General features: G+C 73.7%; 13 protein-coding genes. 3 read left to right on the top strand and 10 right to left on the bottom strand.

Annotated elements, in window-relative coordinates; genetic code table 11:
- Positions 1–72 precede the first annotated feature (72 nt).
- Positions 73–2,337, top strand: coding sequence for a hypothetical protein (locus tag ACGFI7_RS07145; RefSeq protein WP_393400263.1), 2,265 nt, complete (start codon positions 73–75; stop codon positions 2,335–2,337).
- Between the two features lie 75 nt (positions 2,338–2,412).
- Here the strand turns inward: ACGFI7_RS07145 and ACGFI7_RS07140 are convergent, their stop codons facing one another.
- A complete protein-coding gene (locus ACGFI7_RS07140; RefSeq protein WP_393400260.1) occupies positions 2,413–4,332 on the bottom strand; it encodes a Xaa-Pro dipeptidyl-peptidase in 1,920 nt (639 codons plus the stop codon).
- A gap of 144 nt (positions 4,333–4,476) precedes the next feature.
- Positions 4,477–5,229 (bottom strand): hypothetical protein, encoded by a 753-nt coding sequence (locus ACGFI7_RS07135; RefSeq protein ID WP_393400258.1) that lies wholly within the window; start codon positions 5,227–5,229, stop codon positions 4,477–4,479.
- 133 nt (positions 5,230–5,362) lie between these two features.
- On the opposite strand from ACGFI7_RS07135, the gene ACGFI7_RS07130 reads away from it, so the two are divergent.
- The gene (locus ACGFI7_RS07130) at positions 5,363–5,599 is read left to right on the top strand and encodes a hypothetical protein (RefSeq protein WP_393400255.1); all 237 of its coding nucleotides are present in this window, start codon (positions 5,363–5,365) and stop codon (positions 5,597–5,599) included.
- Here the strand turns inward: ACGFI7_RS07130 and ACGFI7_RS07125 are convergent, their stop codons facing one another.
- Entirely contained in the window at positions 5,600–6,235 is a 636-nt protein-coding gene (locus ACGFI7_RS07125; protein WP_393400253.1) for a class I SAM-dependent methyltransferase, read from the bottom strand.
- An 87-nt stretch (positions 6,236–6,322) separates the two neighbouring features.
- Complete coding sequence (locus ACGFI7_RS07120; protein ID WP_393400250.1) at positions 6,323–6,844, bottom strand: hypothetical protein; 522 nt, start codon at positions 6,842–6,844, stop codon at positions 6,323–6,325.
- A gap of 406 nt (positions 6,845–7,250) precedes the next feature.
- Between ACGFI7_RS07120 and ACGFI7_RS07115 the strand changes: the two genes are divergently transcribed.
- Complete coding sequence (locus ACGFI7_RS07115) at positions 7,251–7,505, top strand: CDGSH iron-sulfur domain-containing protein (protein ID WP_393400247.1); 255 nt, start codon at positions 7,251–7,253, stop codon at positions 7,503–7,505.
- Here ACGFI7_RS07115 and ACGFI7_RS07110 read toward each other — a convergent pair.
- Genes ACGFI7_RS07110 through ACGFI7_RS07085 form a run of 6 tightly spaced genes read right to left on the bottom strand, consistent with a single transcriptional unit; the run spans position 7,425 to position 15,620 of the window.
- Positions 7,425–8,471, bottom strand: coding sequence for a glycosyltransferase (locus ACGFI7_RS07110; RefSeq protein ID WP_393400245.1), 1,047 nt, complete (start codon positions 8,469–8,471; stop codon positions 7,425–7,427). The two genes, ACGFI7_RS07115 and ACGFI7_RS07110, sit on opposite strands and share 81 nt — an antisense overlap.
- Positions 8,471–9,463 carry an iron-containing redox enzyme family protein gene (locus ACGFI7_RS07105; protein WP_393400242.1) on the bottom strand — a complete coding sequence of 331 codons (993 nt, stop codon included), beginning with the start codon at positions 9,461–9,463 and terminating at the stop codon, positions 8,471–8,473. The genes ACGFI7_RS07110 and ACGFI7_RS07105 overlap by 1 nt, the downstream gene beginning before the upstream one ends.
- 31 nt (positions 9,464–9,494) lie before the next feature.
- Positions 9,495–9,821, bottom strand: coding sequence for a nitrite reductase small subunit NirD (gene nirD / locus ACGFI7_RS07100; RefSeq protein WP_393400239.1), 327 nt, complete (start codon positions 9,819–9,821; stop codon positions 9,495–9,497).
- Positions 9,818–12,247, bottom strand: a complete 2,430-nt coding sequence (nirB, locus tag ACGFI7_RS07095) for a nitrite reductase large subunit NirB (RefSeq protein ID WP_393400236.1) — start codon at positions 12,245–12,247, stop codon at positions 9,818–9,820. The genes nirD and nirB overlap by 4 nt, the downstream gene beginning before the upstream one ends.
- The gene (locus ACGFI7_RS07090) at positions 12,244–13,638 is read right to left on the bottom strand and encodes an FAD-dependent oxidoreductase (protein ID WP_393400233.1); all 1,395 of its coding nucleotides are present in this window, start codon (positions 13,636–13,638) and stop codon (positions 12,244–12,246) included. Before ACGFI7_RS07090 ends, nirB begins: the two co-directional genes overlap by 4 nt.
- Positions 13,635–15,620, bottom strand: a complete 1,986-nt coding sequence (locus ACGFI7_RS07085; RefSeq protein ID WP_393401872.1) for a molybdopterin oxidoreductase family protein — start codon at positions 15,618–15,620, stop codon at positions 13,635–13,637. Before ACGFI7_RS07085 ends, ACGFI7_RS07090 begins: the two co-directional genes overlap by 4 nt.
- Positions 15,621–15,667 lie beyond the last annotated feature (47 nt).

Genomic DNA, 15,667 nt, shown 5'->3' with positions numbered 1-15,667 from the left:
GCCGTTTGACGGGCCCTGACGTACCCAGGGGCCGGGCGAGGGACGCCGTGCTAGCTGGAGGAGTAGTCGATCATGTGGCGGACGCTGTCCAACGAGGCGCGCGAGGCCATCGGCAGGCTGTGCGAGCAGCATGGGAGGCACCTCTACGACTACTGCCGCACGGGGCTGTCGGCGTCCGACGCCGAGCTCGCCGTCGCGGGGGCGCTGCTGTCGGCGCACGTGCACGGGGAGCGGCTGACCGATTCGAAGCTGACGCGTCCCTGGCTGTACGCGCTCGCGCGGTGTCATCGCGCGGCCGTCGCCGCCACCAGGCCGGCCAGCACCGGCTCATGGACCCGGCCGGAGGCGCCGGACCTGGTGCCCGAGGCGCTGCGCGCGCTCGACGCCCCGCACCGTGAGCTGCTCGACCTGTCGGTGCGGCACGAGCTGGCGAGCGCGGAGATCGCCGCGATCTTCGACGTCGAGGCGATCGAGGTCAACACCATGATCGCGGAGGCGGCCGACCGGATCGAGGAGTGGATCGCGGCGGTGCGCGCCGCGCGGACCCGCGACGGGTGCCCGCGGCTGGCGGTGCGGGTGACGGACTGGGCGAAGGCGCCGGGCCGGCGCAACCGCACCCGGATCGCCCGGCACATCCGCTCCTGCCAGGCCTGCCGGTCGGTGCCGCGCGAGGACGTGCGGGCCGGCGTGCTGCTGCTCGGCCTGCCGCTGGCCGAGATCCCTGAAACGTTACGCGACCAACCCGCCTGGGGTGATCCGCTGCCGGGAGATCCGGCGGCGTGGCGCTCCGACGGATTCCCGGCGCAGGCGAGCGACCTGATGGAGCCGCCGCCCGCGCTGATCTCCCTGGTCCCCGGCCCCACGACGGAGACCAGGGGAAAGGCCTGGCCGGCGGCGGGCGCGGCCGCCGCCGGCCAGGAACCCTCCGGTGCGGGCCCGCCCGAGCCGGACTCCCCCGGCCGGGCGCGGCGGGGGCCGACCGCCCCGCCGGGCACCGCCGAGGCGCTGCTGCGCGGGGTGCACCAGACGGGCGAGCGCCTGGTGCCCACCGGCACCACCGCGGGCGACTCCTCCTCGGGCGACACGATCCCGTACCGCAAACGCGGCGACTTCCCCCCGATGCGCGTCCCGCCCCGGCCGCAGGACCACCCCGGCAAGGACCGCTCCGGCCAGGACCGTCCCGGGCAGGACCGTCCCGGGCAGGACCGCTCCGGCCAGGACCGTCTCGGGCAGGACCACCCCGGCCAGGACCGTCCCGGCCAGGACCGTCCCGGCCAGGACCACCCCGGCCAGGAGCCGGACCTGCCTGAGCAGGAGCGTCCCGTTCCCAAGAGCGCCCCGCCCCACTGGGGCGCGCGGACGGACGCGAACGGCGCGAAGGAGAAGCGAGAAGCCCCCGGAGGCGGCCAGGACATCGATGACCGCTGGACCACCGGCACGAACGGCGACGAGACGCCCGTCCGGTGGCGCGCGGGCGCACCCGGCGGTCGGATCAGCGTGCCGATGCCGCGGCGCGGCGACGACCTGCCGCAGCCGCACGGGCCGCTGCGATCGCTCGATCCCGGATGGCGGAGCGGCCGGACGCCGGTGACCCAGTACGGCGACAAGCTGGTCTTCTCGCCCCCGCCCGCCGCCCCCCGCCCCGCCGAGGCCCCCGCCGGGGCGGGCGGGGAGACGTGGGACGAGTTCTGGCGGGAGCGGCCGGACGAGGACGACCCGGAGGCGCGGATCTCCCTGCAGTGGCTCGTCAGGGCCGCGCTGATCGTCGGGGTCGTGATGCTGGTGGCGGGCCTGGTGTGGGCCGGGGTCCAGAACCGCCAGCGCCAGGTCCCGGCCGTGCCCGCGAGCACGCCCGCGGCTCCCTCCCAGGCGCCTTCCCAGGGGGCCGGCGACCCCTGGACGAGCCCGGCCCCCGCCGGTACGGCGGCGGACGCCCGCGAGCCCGCGATCGCCCAGGGCCCGGCGCCGCCCGTGGCCTCGATCTCCCCCGCGTCAGTGCGGCTGGGCGAGCGGCGGACCGGGACGTTCAAGCTGGCCTGCACCGGCGACTGCCGCGTCACCTCGTTCTCCGGCTCGAACGGCATCGCCGTATCCGGCAACACCTTCACCGTCCGCGCCCCGGCCGCCCGGCCGGGCTGCGCGGGACCTCCCGTCACCGAGTCCGGTGTCATCACCGTCCACTGGACGGGCACCGCCACGGCCGGCGGCGAGACCACGACCGCCGACGGCACGCTCACCCTCATGGTGTCGTGGACCGTCATCAGCGACAGAGGCGCCCTGATCCCCGACAGCGACGGAGGCGGCTATTGGAGCAACTGCCCACGAACACGTGATTGACCACGACGAAGATGCACACACGAAAGGGCCTTGGGCGGCAGCACGCCCAAGGCCCGATCACCGGAGCAGGTCAGGTCAGAAGAACGAGAACTCCCGATCCGGCTCCGGCAGGGTCAGCTCACGCGGCCCGACGAACCGCGCCGTGTCCTGCGGCACGCTCTCCAGCGGCGTCCCGAGGACGACCGGGAACGCGATGGAGCTCCTGGACAGGTCGACGGTGACGGCCGCGCCGGTGCCCGTCTCGCCGGTGTAGGTCGCGTCGGTGCCCGCGATCACCAGCCCGATCCGGTGCCCCTTCTTGAAGATGTAGTCCTGCGGCAGGGTCTCCCACTTGACGCTCCCGTACGCGCCGACGGGCAGCGGCGTGGAGCGGCTGAGCGAGAGGCGGTTCTGCACGTCGATCCAGCCGCGCGCGACGATCTCCACGGGCCGGTTGACGGTGTTGGTGACGACCTTCCGGTAGCAGCCGTCGTCGGCGGCGGTGCTGTCGCCCCAGCAGTCCTCCTCGGTGAGGGTGGTGATGCCCTGGCCGCGGCGCCAGTCGACGCGGGTGTCGTCGCCGAAGTCGACGAGCAGCGCGGTCAGGTTGGCGGTGGGCCGGTCGAGCTTGACCCGCAGGTCGGCCACCGGGACCCCGGACAGGCGCAGGTCGAGCGGCAGCTCGCCGGTGGTGTACGCGATCCGGCCCGGCTTGGCGGTGCCGACGTCGGACACCATGTCGGACTCGGTCATGGCCACGTCGGTGAAGCTCGCGGTCGCCTTCCGGCCGGGCAGCAGGCGGAGCGAGCCGTCGGCGGCGGGGCGCAGGGTCAGCTTGTGCCCGCGGGGCGCCGGCCAGTCGCGCTCGGTGATCCACCGGGCGGGGCCGACCTCCACGTCGGCGCGGGGCTCGTGCATGATCCCGTTGCGCACGCCGAGGAGCCAGTGGTCGAACCACCGGTGCAGCGTGTCGACCCAGAGCCCGCGGCGGCCCTCGAAGTCGAACGGGTCGACGTGCTGGGTCTGGCCGACCCAGATCTTGCGCGGCACGCCGCGCTTGGCCAGGGCCTCCCACCAGGCGGAGAAGTTGTCGGGCTTGACGTTGAGGTCGTTGACGGTGTGCGCGACGAACACGCTCGCCCGTACCTTGGAGACGTCGCCGAGCAGGCCGCGGATGTAGTCGCGCTCGGCCCAGAAGGCGTTGTAGTTGCCGGTGTCGTCGCCGTCCTCGGCGTCCATCCGGTCGCGCACCGCCTGGCACTTGGGCTCGGGGTCGGTGTCGACGTAGTTGGCCAGCCAGGAGGCGTAGTCGTAGTTGTAGACGACGCCGTTGGAGCGCTGGTACTTGTACCAGGAGCTGATCGCGGAGATGGGCACGATCGTCTCCAGGCCGCGCACGCCGGTGGCGGCGACGGCGTTGGCGAGCGTGCCGTCGTACGATTTGCCGATCATGGCCGACTTGCCGGTGGTCCAGTCGGCGGCGACGGGGCTGCCGTCGGAGCGGTAGGCCTTGGCACGGCCGTTGAGCCAGTCGATGACGGCCTTGCCGCCCAGCACGTCGGCCTTGCCGCCGATGTCGGGGCAGCCGTCGGAGCGGGTGGTGCCGAGCATGTCGACGTTGAGCACGGCGTAGCCGCGGGGCACGAAGTAGTTGTCGTAGAAGAGGGGGAACTTCACGACGTTGCCGGCGTCGTCGTAGACCTTCCGCTCGCCCTCGTTGCCGCGCCCGGAGTTGTCGTAGTAGGGGCTCTCGTCGATGATGACGGGCACCTTGAGACCGGGGCCGGACTCCTTGGGCCTGATGATGTCGACACGCACCCGGTCGAGCCTGCCGTCGGCGTCGCTGTCGACGGTGGACTCGACGTACACGTGCTCACGGATGGCGTCGGCGTAGGAGAAGACCGGCTGGGTGCGGCCGTTCTCGACGGTGATCTCGGGGCCGGGGGCCGCCTGGACGGGGGTGGCCGTTCCCACGATGAGGGCGGCGGCGATGAGGGCCGGGCGTAATGGTGGCACGCGTGACCTCCGGAGCTGAGAAAAGTAGGTGCAATCTCTCAGACCGCCGCCGCCCTGACAAGATCTGTCCACCGCCGTCCGGGCTTGTGTCCGAGGTGGCGGCGGGCGCGTGTCCGCAGCCGGACACGCGCCCGCCGCCCGCGATCACCGGGGCGGCGCGGCCTGCCCGCCGATGACGATGGTGTCCGCCGTGCCGTCCGCGGGCGGCTCCGGGTCCGGCTCCCGGCCGCGCCGCGGCAGCCGCAGCGCGGCCAGCGCGAGCAGCGCCCCGCCCGCCGCGGCGAGCAGCAGCGTGTACGGGGGCAGCCCGCCGGTCGTCGCGGCCGGGGCGGCGGCGGGGGCGGCGGCCGGAGCGGCGGTGACGGTGGCGGTGGCGACGGGGGCGGAGCTCGGCACGGCGGGGAGCTCGACGTCCGGGACGCCCTTCAGGTCGGGGATGCCCGGCGGCCGGATGACGCCCCAGTAGTCCTGCGACGGCTGCCGCAGCGCCGCGGCCAGTTCCGGGTCCAGCGGGTTGATCTTGACGCCGCCCGGCACGTTCAGGGTCCCGATCTCGTACGGCTGGAAGAGTCCCTGCACGCCGGTCAGCTTGTAGGCGCCCTTGGGCAGGTTGACGGCGGCCGCGTAGTGGCCGGGCTCGGGCAGCGGGGTCCCGGGGAAGTCGGTCACCTCTCCGTCGGCGGCGGTCAGCCGCAGCCCGGTCGGGCCCAGCTCGCCCTCGAACGGGTGGGTGCCGTGCTGCAGGACCCAGAACCCGATCGTGTACGAGGTGCCGGGGGTCAGCTCGGACGGCACCGGATCGAGGTACGTCAGCGCCCATCCGCCGGACGCGACAGCCGGGGGCGCGCCCGCGATCAGCGCGGCCGCGGCGGCCAGGATGACGATCAACCTTCTCATGTCACACCTCCGGCGGTGATACACCGGCCGGCGGCCGCAGGTTCCCGCTTCCTGGGCGCTGCGCTCTGGCCCGATACGACGCAGAATTGAGGGGCAGGCGGGGGATCCGGCGAGATGCGAGGAGGCTCGCGCCGTGTTCGCCACCGGACGCGAATATCTGACGGGGATGCTCGACGTGCTCGTGCACGAGGGGATGCTGGCCGCGTGGCGGAGGGCGCCGCTCGACGGCTACGTGATCCGCACGCACGAGGGCGAGGAGATCACCATGACCTCGGCCCAGGCCGAGATGTGGACCCACGGCGCCTTCGCCGTCTATCTGGCCCTGGTCGACCAGGGCCGGATCAGCCCGCGGCTGCCCGACGCGCCCTGATCAAGCTCTGCGCGCCCGGCCGAGGATGTGGGTGAGCCGGGGCGAGCCGGGCAGCGGCTGGTGCGCGAACCGGTCGTGCTCCTCGATGGTGAGACCCGCGGCGGCGATGGCCGCCGCCGTGTCGCGGGCTGGGTGGCAGCCGCCGGCCACCAGCGACCACACCGGGGTGATCAGCTGCTGCAGCAGCCCCCGGACGGGCCTGCCGGAGCGCACGTGCTCGAAGAAGCGCAGCTCGCCGCCGGGTTTGAGCACCCTGCGCAGTTCGGCGAGCGCGGCGGCCTGGTCGGGGACGGTGCAGAGCACCAGCGAGGCCACCGCCGCGTCGAACGTCCCGTCCTCGGCCGGCAGCGCGCCGGCGTGGCCCGGCACCACCCGCACCGGCACCGGGGCGGTCGCGGCGGCCCGTTCCGCGGCGGCCCGCAGCAGGTCGTCGGGCTCGACCGCGACGACCTCGCGCACCCCGGACGGGTAGTGCGGGAAGCTGAGCCCGTTGCCCGCGCCGACCTCCAGGACGCGGCCGCTCAGCCCGGCCAGCAGCCGGGCGCGCAGCTCTCCGGTGGTCGCCTCGGCCTGCCGGCTCATCCTGTCGTACGCGCGGGCGAACCGGGGGTGCTGGAACCGCGACAGATCTTGCATGCATCCCACCGTACGTCGCCCCAAGCGGACGGAAGCGGGCAGAGGCGGGCGGTCCGGCGCCCGGACGTGCCGGGCGCCGGAGCCGGTTCAGGACGAGCTGTTGCTCATGAAGCGGTCGATCTTCCAGGAGTTGCCGTCCTTGGACAGCAGGAAGAAGCCGCGGTTCGAGTCGACGGTCGCCGAAACGAAGGCGCCCTTGCCCATGGCCTCGGACTCCTCGATGTTCGGCGTGCCGCTGACCTGCATGCCCTCGAAGGCGTCGCTCAGGGCCTGGGTGCCCTCCGCCGTCTCCTTGCCCTGCACCGCCGCCACACCGTCGGAGGTGAACATCTTGGCGGCCTTGTCGGCCTCGCCCGACTCGAGCGCCTCGTAGAACTGCTCCACGACCGCCCGGGGCGAGCTCGCGCCCTCGGTGCCGGTCGGGGAGGCCGTGCCGGAGTCACCGGGCATCGGGCTGTCGGGCATGCCGGTGTCGGTGCCCGTGGGCGAGGCCGGGCTCGCGGCGCCCTTCATCGCTTGCCCACTGCCGCCGGCGGCGCAGCCGGCGGTCAGGAGAGCCGGGACGATCATGGCCAGCAGGAGGCCCCTGCACAGGTATTTCTTGCTCATGGCCGCAGTGATTCCCGCGCTGATCAATCGCGAATGCGCGCTTGATCCAGTCCGGACGAGTCCTTTACCGCTCCGTGCACGGCCGGTCCCCCACCCTCACAGTCCATGTCACCCGAATTGTCGAGATCGTTCAGAGGTGGGATCGTTGCCACCTCGATACCTATTTGGCGGCGTGTCGCCTATAGCGTCCCTTCAGTGCCGGAGATTAAGGCGAACCTAACTACAGCCCCGACCACGGGTTCCGACCCGCTGCCCCAGCGCGAGGAGGCCGAGCGCTGTGTCACGGTCGACGCCGAGCGGCGCTGCGTGCTCCCCGCGGGCCACCCCGGCGCCCACGTGTACCCGCCTGACATGAACCCACCGGTCCTGCCTGGTTAGACCGTCGCGGCCGGGGCAGACGAGACGGATGCGGCACAAGAAGAACGAGTCTGTCACCGTGACCCTGTGTGAGGATGGTCCCCTCCTGGTGCGTGGGCCGTTCGAACTGACGACCCAGGACGGCGAGCGCATCCCGCCAGGACGGGAGACCGTGGCCCTGTGCCGGTGCGGCCGCTCGGCGCAGAAGCCCTTCTGCGACGGCTCACACAAGACGGCCGGGTTCCGCGCCCCGAGCCGCCCCGGCGGCCCCGGGAACGGCAACGGCGCCGCCGGCGCCGGATGACCGCGCCGGCCCGTGGCGGCGGAGCCAGCGGGTGGAATGCGCGGCACGGCGCAGGCGGCGGCCCGCGTACGGGACCCCGCCGGTGACCGCGGCGCCCAGCGCGAGCCAGCCGCACACGCCCCGCTCCAGGATCCACACCGGCGCGAACAGCGAGGCCCCGGCCGGGAACACCGCGCGCCCGCCGGCCCGGCGCCGTCCCGCCTCGGCGACCAGGACGGCCAGCCCGGCGCCGGCCAGCAGCGGCCGGTAGGCCCGGCGCGCCACCGCCGCCGCCACGGCGGGCAGCACCGACAGGGACAGCGCCAGCCGGGCGGGCTGGGCCAGGTCGTCGTACGCCTGCCGGACCCGCTGCGACCAGAACCGCTCCGCCGTGCACGGCAGCCGCCGCACGTACAGGCCGGGCGCGCTCACCACCCGCCCTCCCCTGGCCCGCACGGTGCGGATCAGCTCCAGGTTCTCGAACAGCACGTCCCCGTCGTAGCCGTCGTAGCCGTCCGCGACGCACGCGCGCCGGACCCCGAGGGTGCCGGGGTAGTCGGCGCCGAACGCCCGGTTGAGCAGGGTGCGTGCGGTGTCCCAGCGGGCGTGCCAGGGCAGCGGGCGGAAGTGGTTCTGCGGCCGCACCAGGTCGTGCCCGTCCAGCAGCCGGCGCATCCCGGCCAGCCCCGCGTCGTCGTAGCGGACGTCGTCGTCGGCGATCACCACCCGGTCCGCCGTGGCCAGCCGGAGCCCGGTGACGACCCCGTTGACCTTCCCGTTGGCGTACCGCAGCCCCGGATCGGGCGGCACGTGCACGGCGAGCCCCCGCCAGCGGCGCGCGTGCCGCGCGAACACCACGGCCGGGCTGCCGTCCACCACGATCACCCGGGCCCGCCGCGACAGCCATGACAGGTAGGCGGTCAGCTCGTCCAGCCCGGCGTCGTCCTCCCAGCGCAGCGGCAGCACGTAGTCGAGGTCAGCGTCCATCAGGTGACCAGTTGGCCGGCCGCCTCCAGGGAGGGCTCGCCGCGTTCCCAGTGCTCCATCACGTGCCCGGCCCAGATCCGGTCCACGGCGAGCGCGCACGCGGCCCCGTACAGGATGTCGCCGGCCAGCGCGGGCTCGGCGGCGGCGAGACCGGCGCACAGGTCATGGGCGGCGATCTGCTCGTGCACGGCGTCGGCCTGGACGTGCTCGTCGTAGAAGCGGGCGGCGGTCGCGTCGCCGCCGAGCCGCCGCAGCCCGGCGGCGTAGCGGCGGTTGGGCAGCGAGGAGGTCATCTCCAGCGCGGCCAGGTGGCCGGCGAGCGCGCCGCGATGACGCCGGTGCAGCCCGAACAGCGACATCACGTTGGAGACGGCGAGCGTGATGCCCGGCACCCGGTCCAGGTAGCCGCCGTAGGAGTCGTCGAGCCCGAGACCGCGCATGGTGGCGCGGAACAGCTCGGAGTGCATCCGCTCGGCCCGCCCGCCGCCGTACTCGTCGGCCTGGATCTCGACCAGCGCCGCCTTGGCGCGGCCGTGCAGGCGCGGGATGCCCCAGGAGTGCGGGTCGGCCTCCTTGAGGTGGTAGATCGAGCGGTGCACGACGAACTCGCGGAACTGCTCCAGCGTGGCCGAGCGGCGCAGGTGCCGTGAGAACGGCCCGTCGCCGTCGCCGCAGAGCGCGACGAGCGCGCCGCGCACCCGCGCCGGCGGCACCGGCAGGGGCCTCGGCACGGCCTCGGCCAGCGCGGCCTCGAAGTGGCCTTCCAGCTCGGCGCGCGCCCGCAGCAGCCCCGGATCCCACTCCCAGCGCTCGTCCACCTCCTCGAACCCCCGGTAGTGGAGCTCGTAGCAGGTGAAGAGGGCGAGTTGCAGGTCGTCGTCGTGCAGCGAGGCGCTGCCGGGCGCGGGCAGGGACACCCGCTCGCCGGGCGCTCCGGCGAGCAGGGAGAACAGGTGGGCCGTGATCGGGCCGCGGGCAACTGGTAGACGCATCAGGCCTGTGAGCTGCCCGGAAGCCCGGTGATCAAACGTTCACGGACACCCGCACGGTCCCGCCGTCGACCCGCGCCCGGTAGACGGGCACGGCCACCGCCGGCTCGTCCAGGCAGTGCCCGGTGACGAGCGAGAACACCTGCTTGTGCAGCGGCGAGGCGACGGTCGGCTCGCCCTTCCTGGTGCCGACGATCCCGCGCGAGAGCACGTACGCCCCGCTGAACGGGTCGCGGTTGCCCAGCGCGTGCACCGTGCCGTCGTAGGTCCGGAACAGCGCGACCTGCTCGCCGTCCACCAGCGCGCACACGCCGCGCTCGGGCAGCAGCACGTCGTAGCCGCAGACGTTCACCCAGCTCATGACATCACCACCGGCTTGATCTGGTCTCTTTCGGTTTCGAACACGATGGACGGGTCCGGGATCCCGGGCGCGTTGACGAAGCTGACGAACCGGCCGAGCTTGTCCGGGTCCTCCAGCGTGGCCCGCCACTCGTCGGCGTAGGTGGCGACGTGCCGCTCCATGTGCGCGTCCAGGTCGGCGCAGATGCCGAGCGCGTCGTCGATGATCACCGAGCGGAGGTAGTCGAGGCCGCCGTCGAGCGACTCCACCCACGCGGCCGTGCGCTGCAGCCGGTCGGCGGTGCGGATGTAGAACATCAGGAACCGGTCGATGGTCCTGATCAGCTCCTCCGTGGACAGGTCGGAGGCGAGCAGGTCGGCGTGGCGGGGCTTGAACCCGCCGTTGCCGCCCACGTACAGGTTCCAGCCCTGCTCGGTGGCGATGACGCCGAAGTCCTTGGACCGGGCCTCGGCGCACTCGCGGGCGCAGCCGGAGACGGCCGACTTCAGCTTGTGCGGCGAGCGCAGCCCCCGGTAGCGCAGCTCCAGCGCGATGGCCATGCCGACCGAGTCCTGCACCCCGTACCGGCACCAGGTCGAGCCGACGCACGACTTCACCGTGCGCAGCGCCTTGCCGTAGGCGTGCCCGGACTCGAACCCGGCGTCGACGAGCCGCCGCCAGATCTGCGGAAGCTGGTCGACCCGGGCGCCGAACAGGTCGATCCGCTGCCCACCGGTGATCTTCGTGTAGAGGCCGAAGTCGCGGGCCACCTCGCCGATCACGATGAGCTTGTCGGGCGTGATCTCACCGCCGGGGATGCGCGGCACGACCGAGTACGTGCCGTTCTTCTGGATGTTGGCGAGGAAGTGGTCGTTGGTGTCCTGCAGGGCGGCGTTCTCGCCCTCCAGCACGTGCCCGTTGTGCAGCGAGGCGAGGATGGAGGCCACGGCCGGCTTGCACACGTCGCAGCCGCGTCCTTCCCCGTGCTCGGCGATGAGCTGGGAGAACGTGCTGATGCCGCGCACCCGGACGATGTCGAACAGCTCCGCCCTGGAGTACGTGAAGTGCTCGCACAGGCCCTTGCCGGTGTCCACGCCGGCCTTCTCCAGCAGCTGCTTGAGCATCGGCACGCAGCTGCCGCAGGTGGCGCCGGCGCGGGTGCACGCCTTGAGGCCGGCCACGTCGGTGCAGCCCTGGCCGGTGATCGCGGCGCGCACGGCGCCGGCGCTGACGTTGTTGCAGGAGCACACCTGCGCGTCGTCGGGCAGGTCGAGCTGGATCCCGCCGCCGGTGAACAGCAGGTCGGCCGGGGCCGCGGGCAGCGGCTTGCCGACGTAGGAGCGGAGCGTGCCGTACGGGGAGGCGTCGCCGACGCAGATGCCGCCGAGCAGCGTGCGGGCGTCGTCGCTGATGAACAGCCGCTTGTAGACGCCGCCGACCGGGTCCATGTAGGTGACGTCGAGCGCCCCGTCCATGGCGCCGAACTGGGCCACCTCGACGCCGAGCAGCTTGAGCTTGGTGGACATGTCGGCGCCGTCGAACGCCGCGCCGCCGCCCGTGATCCGCTCGGCGGCGACCTCGGCCATGGTGAAGCACGGCCCGACGAGCCCGTACACCATGCCCTCGTACGCGGCGCACTCGCCGATGGCGTAGACGTGCGGGTCGGAGGTGCGCATGGCCGAGTCGACGACGACGCCGCCGCGCTCCCCGACCGCCAGCCCGGCCTCCCTGGCCAGCTCGTCGCGCGGCCTGATCCCCGCGGAGAACACCACGACCTGGGCCTCGATGAGCGTGCCGTCCGGCTTGCGCAGCCCGGCGACGCGCCCCCTGCCGTCGGTGACGATCTCCTGTACGCCCGAGCCGGCGTGCACGCTCAGCCCGAGCCCCTCGATGTGGTTCCTGAGCACCGCGCCGCCGCCCTCGTCGACCTGGCGGGGCATCAGCCACGGGCTCATCTCCACGATGTGGGTGCGCAGCCCGAGCCCGCGCAGCGCGTCGGCGGCCTCCAGGCCGAGCAGCCCGCCGCCGATCACCACCCCGTCGGTGGCCTCCTTGGCCGCCATCCTGATCTCGTCCAGGTCGTCGATGGTGCGGTAGACGTGCGCGTGCTCCGCCCCCGGCACCGGCGGCACGAACGGCCTGGACCCGGTGGCGAGCACCAGCACGTCGTACGGCTCCGGCTCGCCGCCCTCGACCTCCACCCGGCGGGCCTGCCGGTCGATGCCGGTGACGCGGCTGTTCAGCCTGGTCACCACCCCGGGCGGCACCGGGTAGGACAGCTCCTCGGCCGAGACGCCGTCCAGGTAGGAGGTGAGCGCCACCCGGTCGTAGGCGGGCCTGGGCTCCTCCCCGATGACCGTGATCGTGCCGTCGAACCCCCGCTCCAGCAGGGCCTCCACGAGCCGGTGGGCGGCCGGGCCGTACCCGGCCACGACGATCTTCCTCATGCCGAGACCCCTTCCTGTTCGCACAACCAGCCGACGATGCCGGCCACGGCGTCGCGGCAGGTGCCGCAGCCCGTCGTGGCCCTGGTGGCGGCCGCCACGCCCGCCACGTCCCTGGCGCCCGCCTCCCAGCACGCCCTGATCTGTCCCTTGGTCACGTTGTTGCAGTGGCACACCTTGGCCGCGTCGGGCATCAGCGTCGGGCTCTCCGCCTTCGCCGTGGACGCCAGGCCGGGGAACAGCAGCCCGGCCCGGTCGCCCGGCACCGGCCCACCCCGGTCGTAGAGCTGGGTGAGTGTGCCGACGACGTCGGTGTCGCCCAGCAGGATCGCGCCGACCAGCCGGTCGCCGCGGATGACGAGCTTGCGGTAGGTGCCCTGGGCCCGGTGGCTGAAGCGCACCACCTCGGCGTGCTCGTCGGTGAGGTGCGTCTCGCCCATCGCGGCCAGCTCGACGCTGCTCGCCTTGAGCCGGGTGACCAGCCGGGAGCCGCGGTAGCGGGCCTTGCCGCCGGTGATCACGTCGGCGGCCACGGCCGCCTGCTCCCAGGCGGGCGCCACCAGCCCGTACACCGTGCCGTCGTGCTCGGCGCACTCGCCGATGGCGAAGACGGACGGGTCGTCGGTGCGCATCTCGTCGTCCACGACGATGCCCCGCCGCACCTCCAGCCCCGCCTCGGCGGCCAGCCCGGTGAGCGGGCGGACACCGCAGGCGAGCACCACCAGGTCGCCCTCGACCAGCTCGCCGTCCGCCAGCCGGACGCCCGGCTCCTCGACGGCGGCGGCGCTGACGCCGGTCCGCGTCTCGACGCCCAGCCCGGCGAGCGTCTCGCCCAGCAGCAGGCCCGCCTCGGGGTCGAGCTGGCGTTCCATCAGGTGGCCGGCCAGGTGCAGCAGCGTCACGGGCAGGCCCCGCCCGGCCAGGCCGCGGGCGGCCTCGATGCCGAGCAGCCCGCCGCCGACGACCACCGCGCGGCGGCTGTCCGCGGCGGCCTTGACGATGCGGTCGCAGTCGTCGAGGGTCCGGAACGGGATGGCGCGCTCGACCCCGGGCAGGGGCGGCACGATCGCCTCGCTGCCGGTGGCCAGCACGAGCAGGTCGTACGGTTCGCGGCGGCCGTCGGCGGTGTGCACCGCGCGCGACTCGCGGTCGATCCAGGCGACCGCGCCGCCGAGCACCGCCTCCACCCGGTGCGTGTCGTACCAGGAAAGGTCGTGCAGGCCCAGCTGGTCGGGCCTGGCCTTGCCGGCCAGGACGTTCGACAGCAGCACCCGGTTGTAGGGCCGGCCCTCCTCCGCGCCGAACACGGTGATCGTCATCCGCGGGTCACGCGCCCGTACCTCGCTGACCAGGCGCGCGCCGGCCATCCCGTTGCCGACCACGACGAGTCTCATGCGACCCGCTCCACCCGCACGGCGCAGACCTTGAACTCCGGCATCCGGGACGTGGGGTCGAGAGCCGGGTTGGTGAGCCGGTTCGCCCCCTCCCAGTGAAACGGCATGAACACGGTGTCGCTCCTGATCGCGTCGCTGATCCTGGCCACGCCCTGTCCCTCGCCGCGCCTGCTGGTGACCCGCACCCGGTCCCCCGCCTCGATGTCCAGCCGCCCGGCCAGATCGGGGTGGAGCTCCACGTACGGTTCGGGCACGGCATCGGCGAGCGGGGCGATCCTGCGGGTCTGCGCGCCGCTCTGGTAGTGCGCGAGCACGCGACCCGTCGTGAGGTAGAGGGGATAGTCGTCGTCGATCTCCTCGGCCGGGCCCCGGTGCTCGACGGGCACGAACCTGGCGCGGCCGTCGGGGGTCGGGAAGGCGTCGAGGAACGGCCGCGGCGTGCCGGGGTGCTCCGGCTCCGGGCACGGCCAGAACACACCGGGTCCGGCGGAGTCCGTGATGCGGTCGTAGGTGATGCCCGCGTAGTCCGCCGGGCCGCCCGCGCTGGCCCGGCGCAGCTCCTCGAACACCTTGCCCGGCTCGTCGGCGAAGTCGTGGCCGAGCCGGCGGGCCAGCCCGGCGATCACCTCCAGGTCGCTCCGCACGTCCGGCGGCGGCTCCACCGCCTGCCGCCGCAGCAGCACCCGGCCCTCCAGGTTGGTCATCGTGCCGGTCTCCTCGGCCCACTGCGTGACCGGGAACACCACGTCGGCCAGCGCCGCCGTCTCCGACATGACCACGTCGCAGACGACGAGCAGGTCGAGCGAGCGGATCCGCTCGGCGACCCGGCCGGAGTCGGGCGCCGACACGACCGGGTTGGAGCCGAACAGCAGCATCGCCTTCGGCCCGGCGGGCGTGCCGAGCGCGTCCAGCAGCTCGAACGCCGACCGTCCCGGCCCCGGCAGGCCGGCCGGGTCGACGCCCCACACGCCCGCCACGTGCTCGCGGGCCGCCGGGTCGTCGATCTTGCGGTAGCCGGGGAGCTGGTCGGCCTTCTGCCCGTGCTCCCTGCCGCCCTGGCCGTTGCCCTGCCCGGTGAGGCACCCGTACCCGGAACCGGCCCTGCCGGGCAGGCCGAGCGCGAGCGCCAGGTTGACGAACGCGGTGACCGTGTCGGTGCCCTGGGCGTGCTGCTCGGCGCCGCGCCCGGTGAGCACGTACGCGCTCTTCGCGTACGCCAGCGCCCGCACGGCCTCGCGCATGCGCTGCACCGGCACGCCGGTGATCCGCTCGACCCGCTCCGGCCACCAGGCGGCGAGCGAGGTGCGCACCGCGTCGAACCCGCTGGTGCGCTCCTCGACGTACGCGACGTCCACCAGGTCCTCGGCCACGGCCAGGTGCAGCAGGCCGAGGGCGAGCGCCAGGTCGGTGCCGGGCGCGGGCCGCAGGTGCAGCCAGGCGAGCTTGGCGGTGGCGGTGCGGCGCGGGTCGACGACGATGAGCCGGGGCCCGTCCAGGTGGCGGACGAACGGCGGCATGGTCTCGGCCGGGTTGCCGCCGGCCAGCAGCACCACGTCCGCCCCCGCCAGGTCGGTGACCGGGAACGGCATGCCGCGGTCCATGCCGAACGCCCTGATCGAGGCGGCGGCGGCCGACGACATGCAGAACCGGCCGTTGTAGTCGATCTGGCTCGTGCCGAGCGCGACCCTGGCGAACTTGCCGAGCAGGTAGGCCTTCTCGTTGGTGAGCCCGCCCCCGCCGAACACGGCCACGCCGTCGGGGCCGTGTTCGCGCCTGATGGCGGACAGCCGGTCGGCGACGTGGTCGAGCGCCACGTCCCAGGCCACCGGCCGTCCGTGCAGGAGCGGGCTGGTCAGGCGGGTGCCGTTGGTGAGCAGCTCGGCGGCGGTCCAGCCCTTCTGGCACAGCGCTCCGGCCGCGTTGGCCGGGACGTCGGTCCGCGGGGTGATGGTGATCTCCCGCCCGGAGACGCTGATCGCCATCCCGCACTGCAGCGCGCAGTACGGGCAGTGGGTCTTCACCGGCGCGT

The organism is Nonomuraea sp. NPDC048826 (genome assembly GCF_043198225.1).
GTDB lineage: Bacteria > Actinomycetota > Actinomycetes > Streptosporangiales > Streptosporangiaceae > Nonomuraea.
Note: the sequence above shows the minus strand (reverse complement) of the source record. Positions and strands in the feature narration are given on the sequence as shown.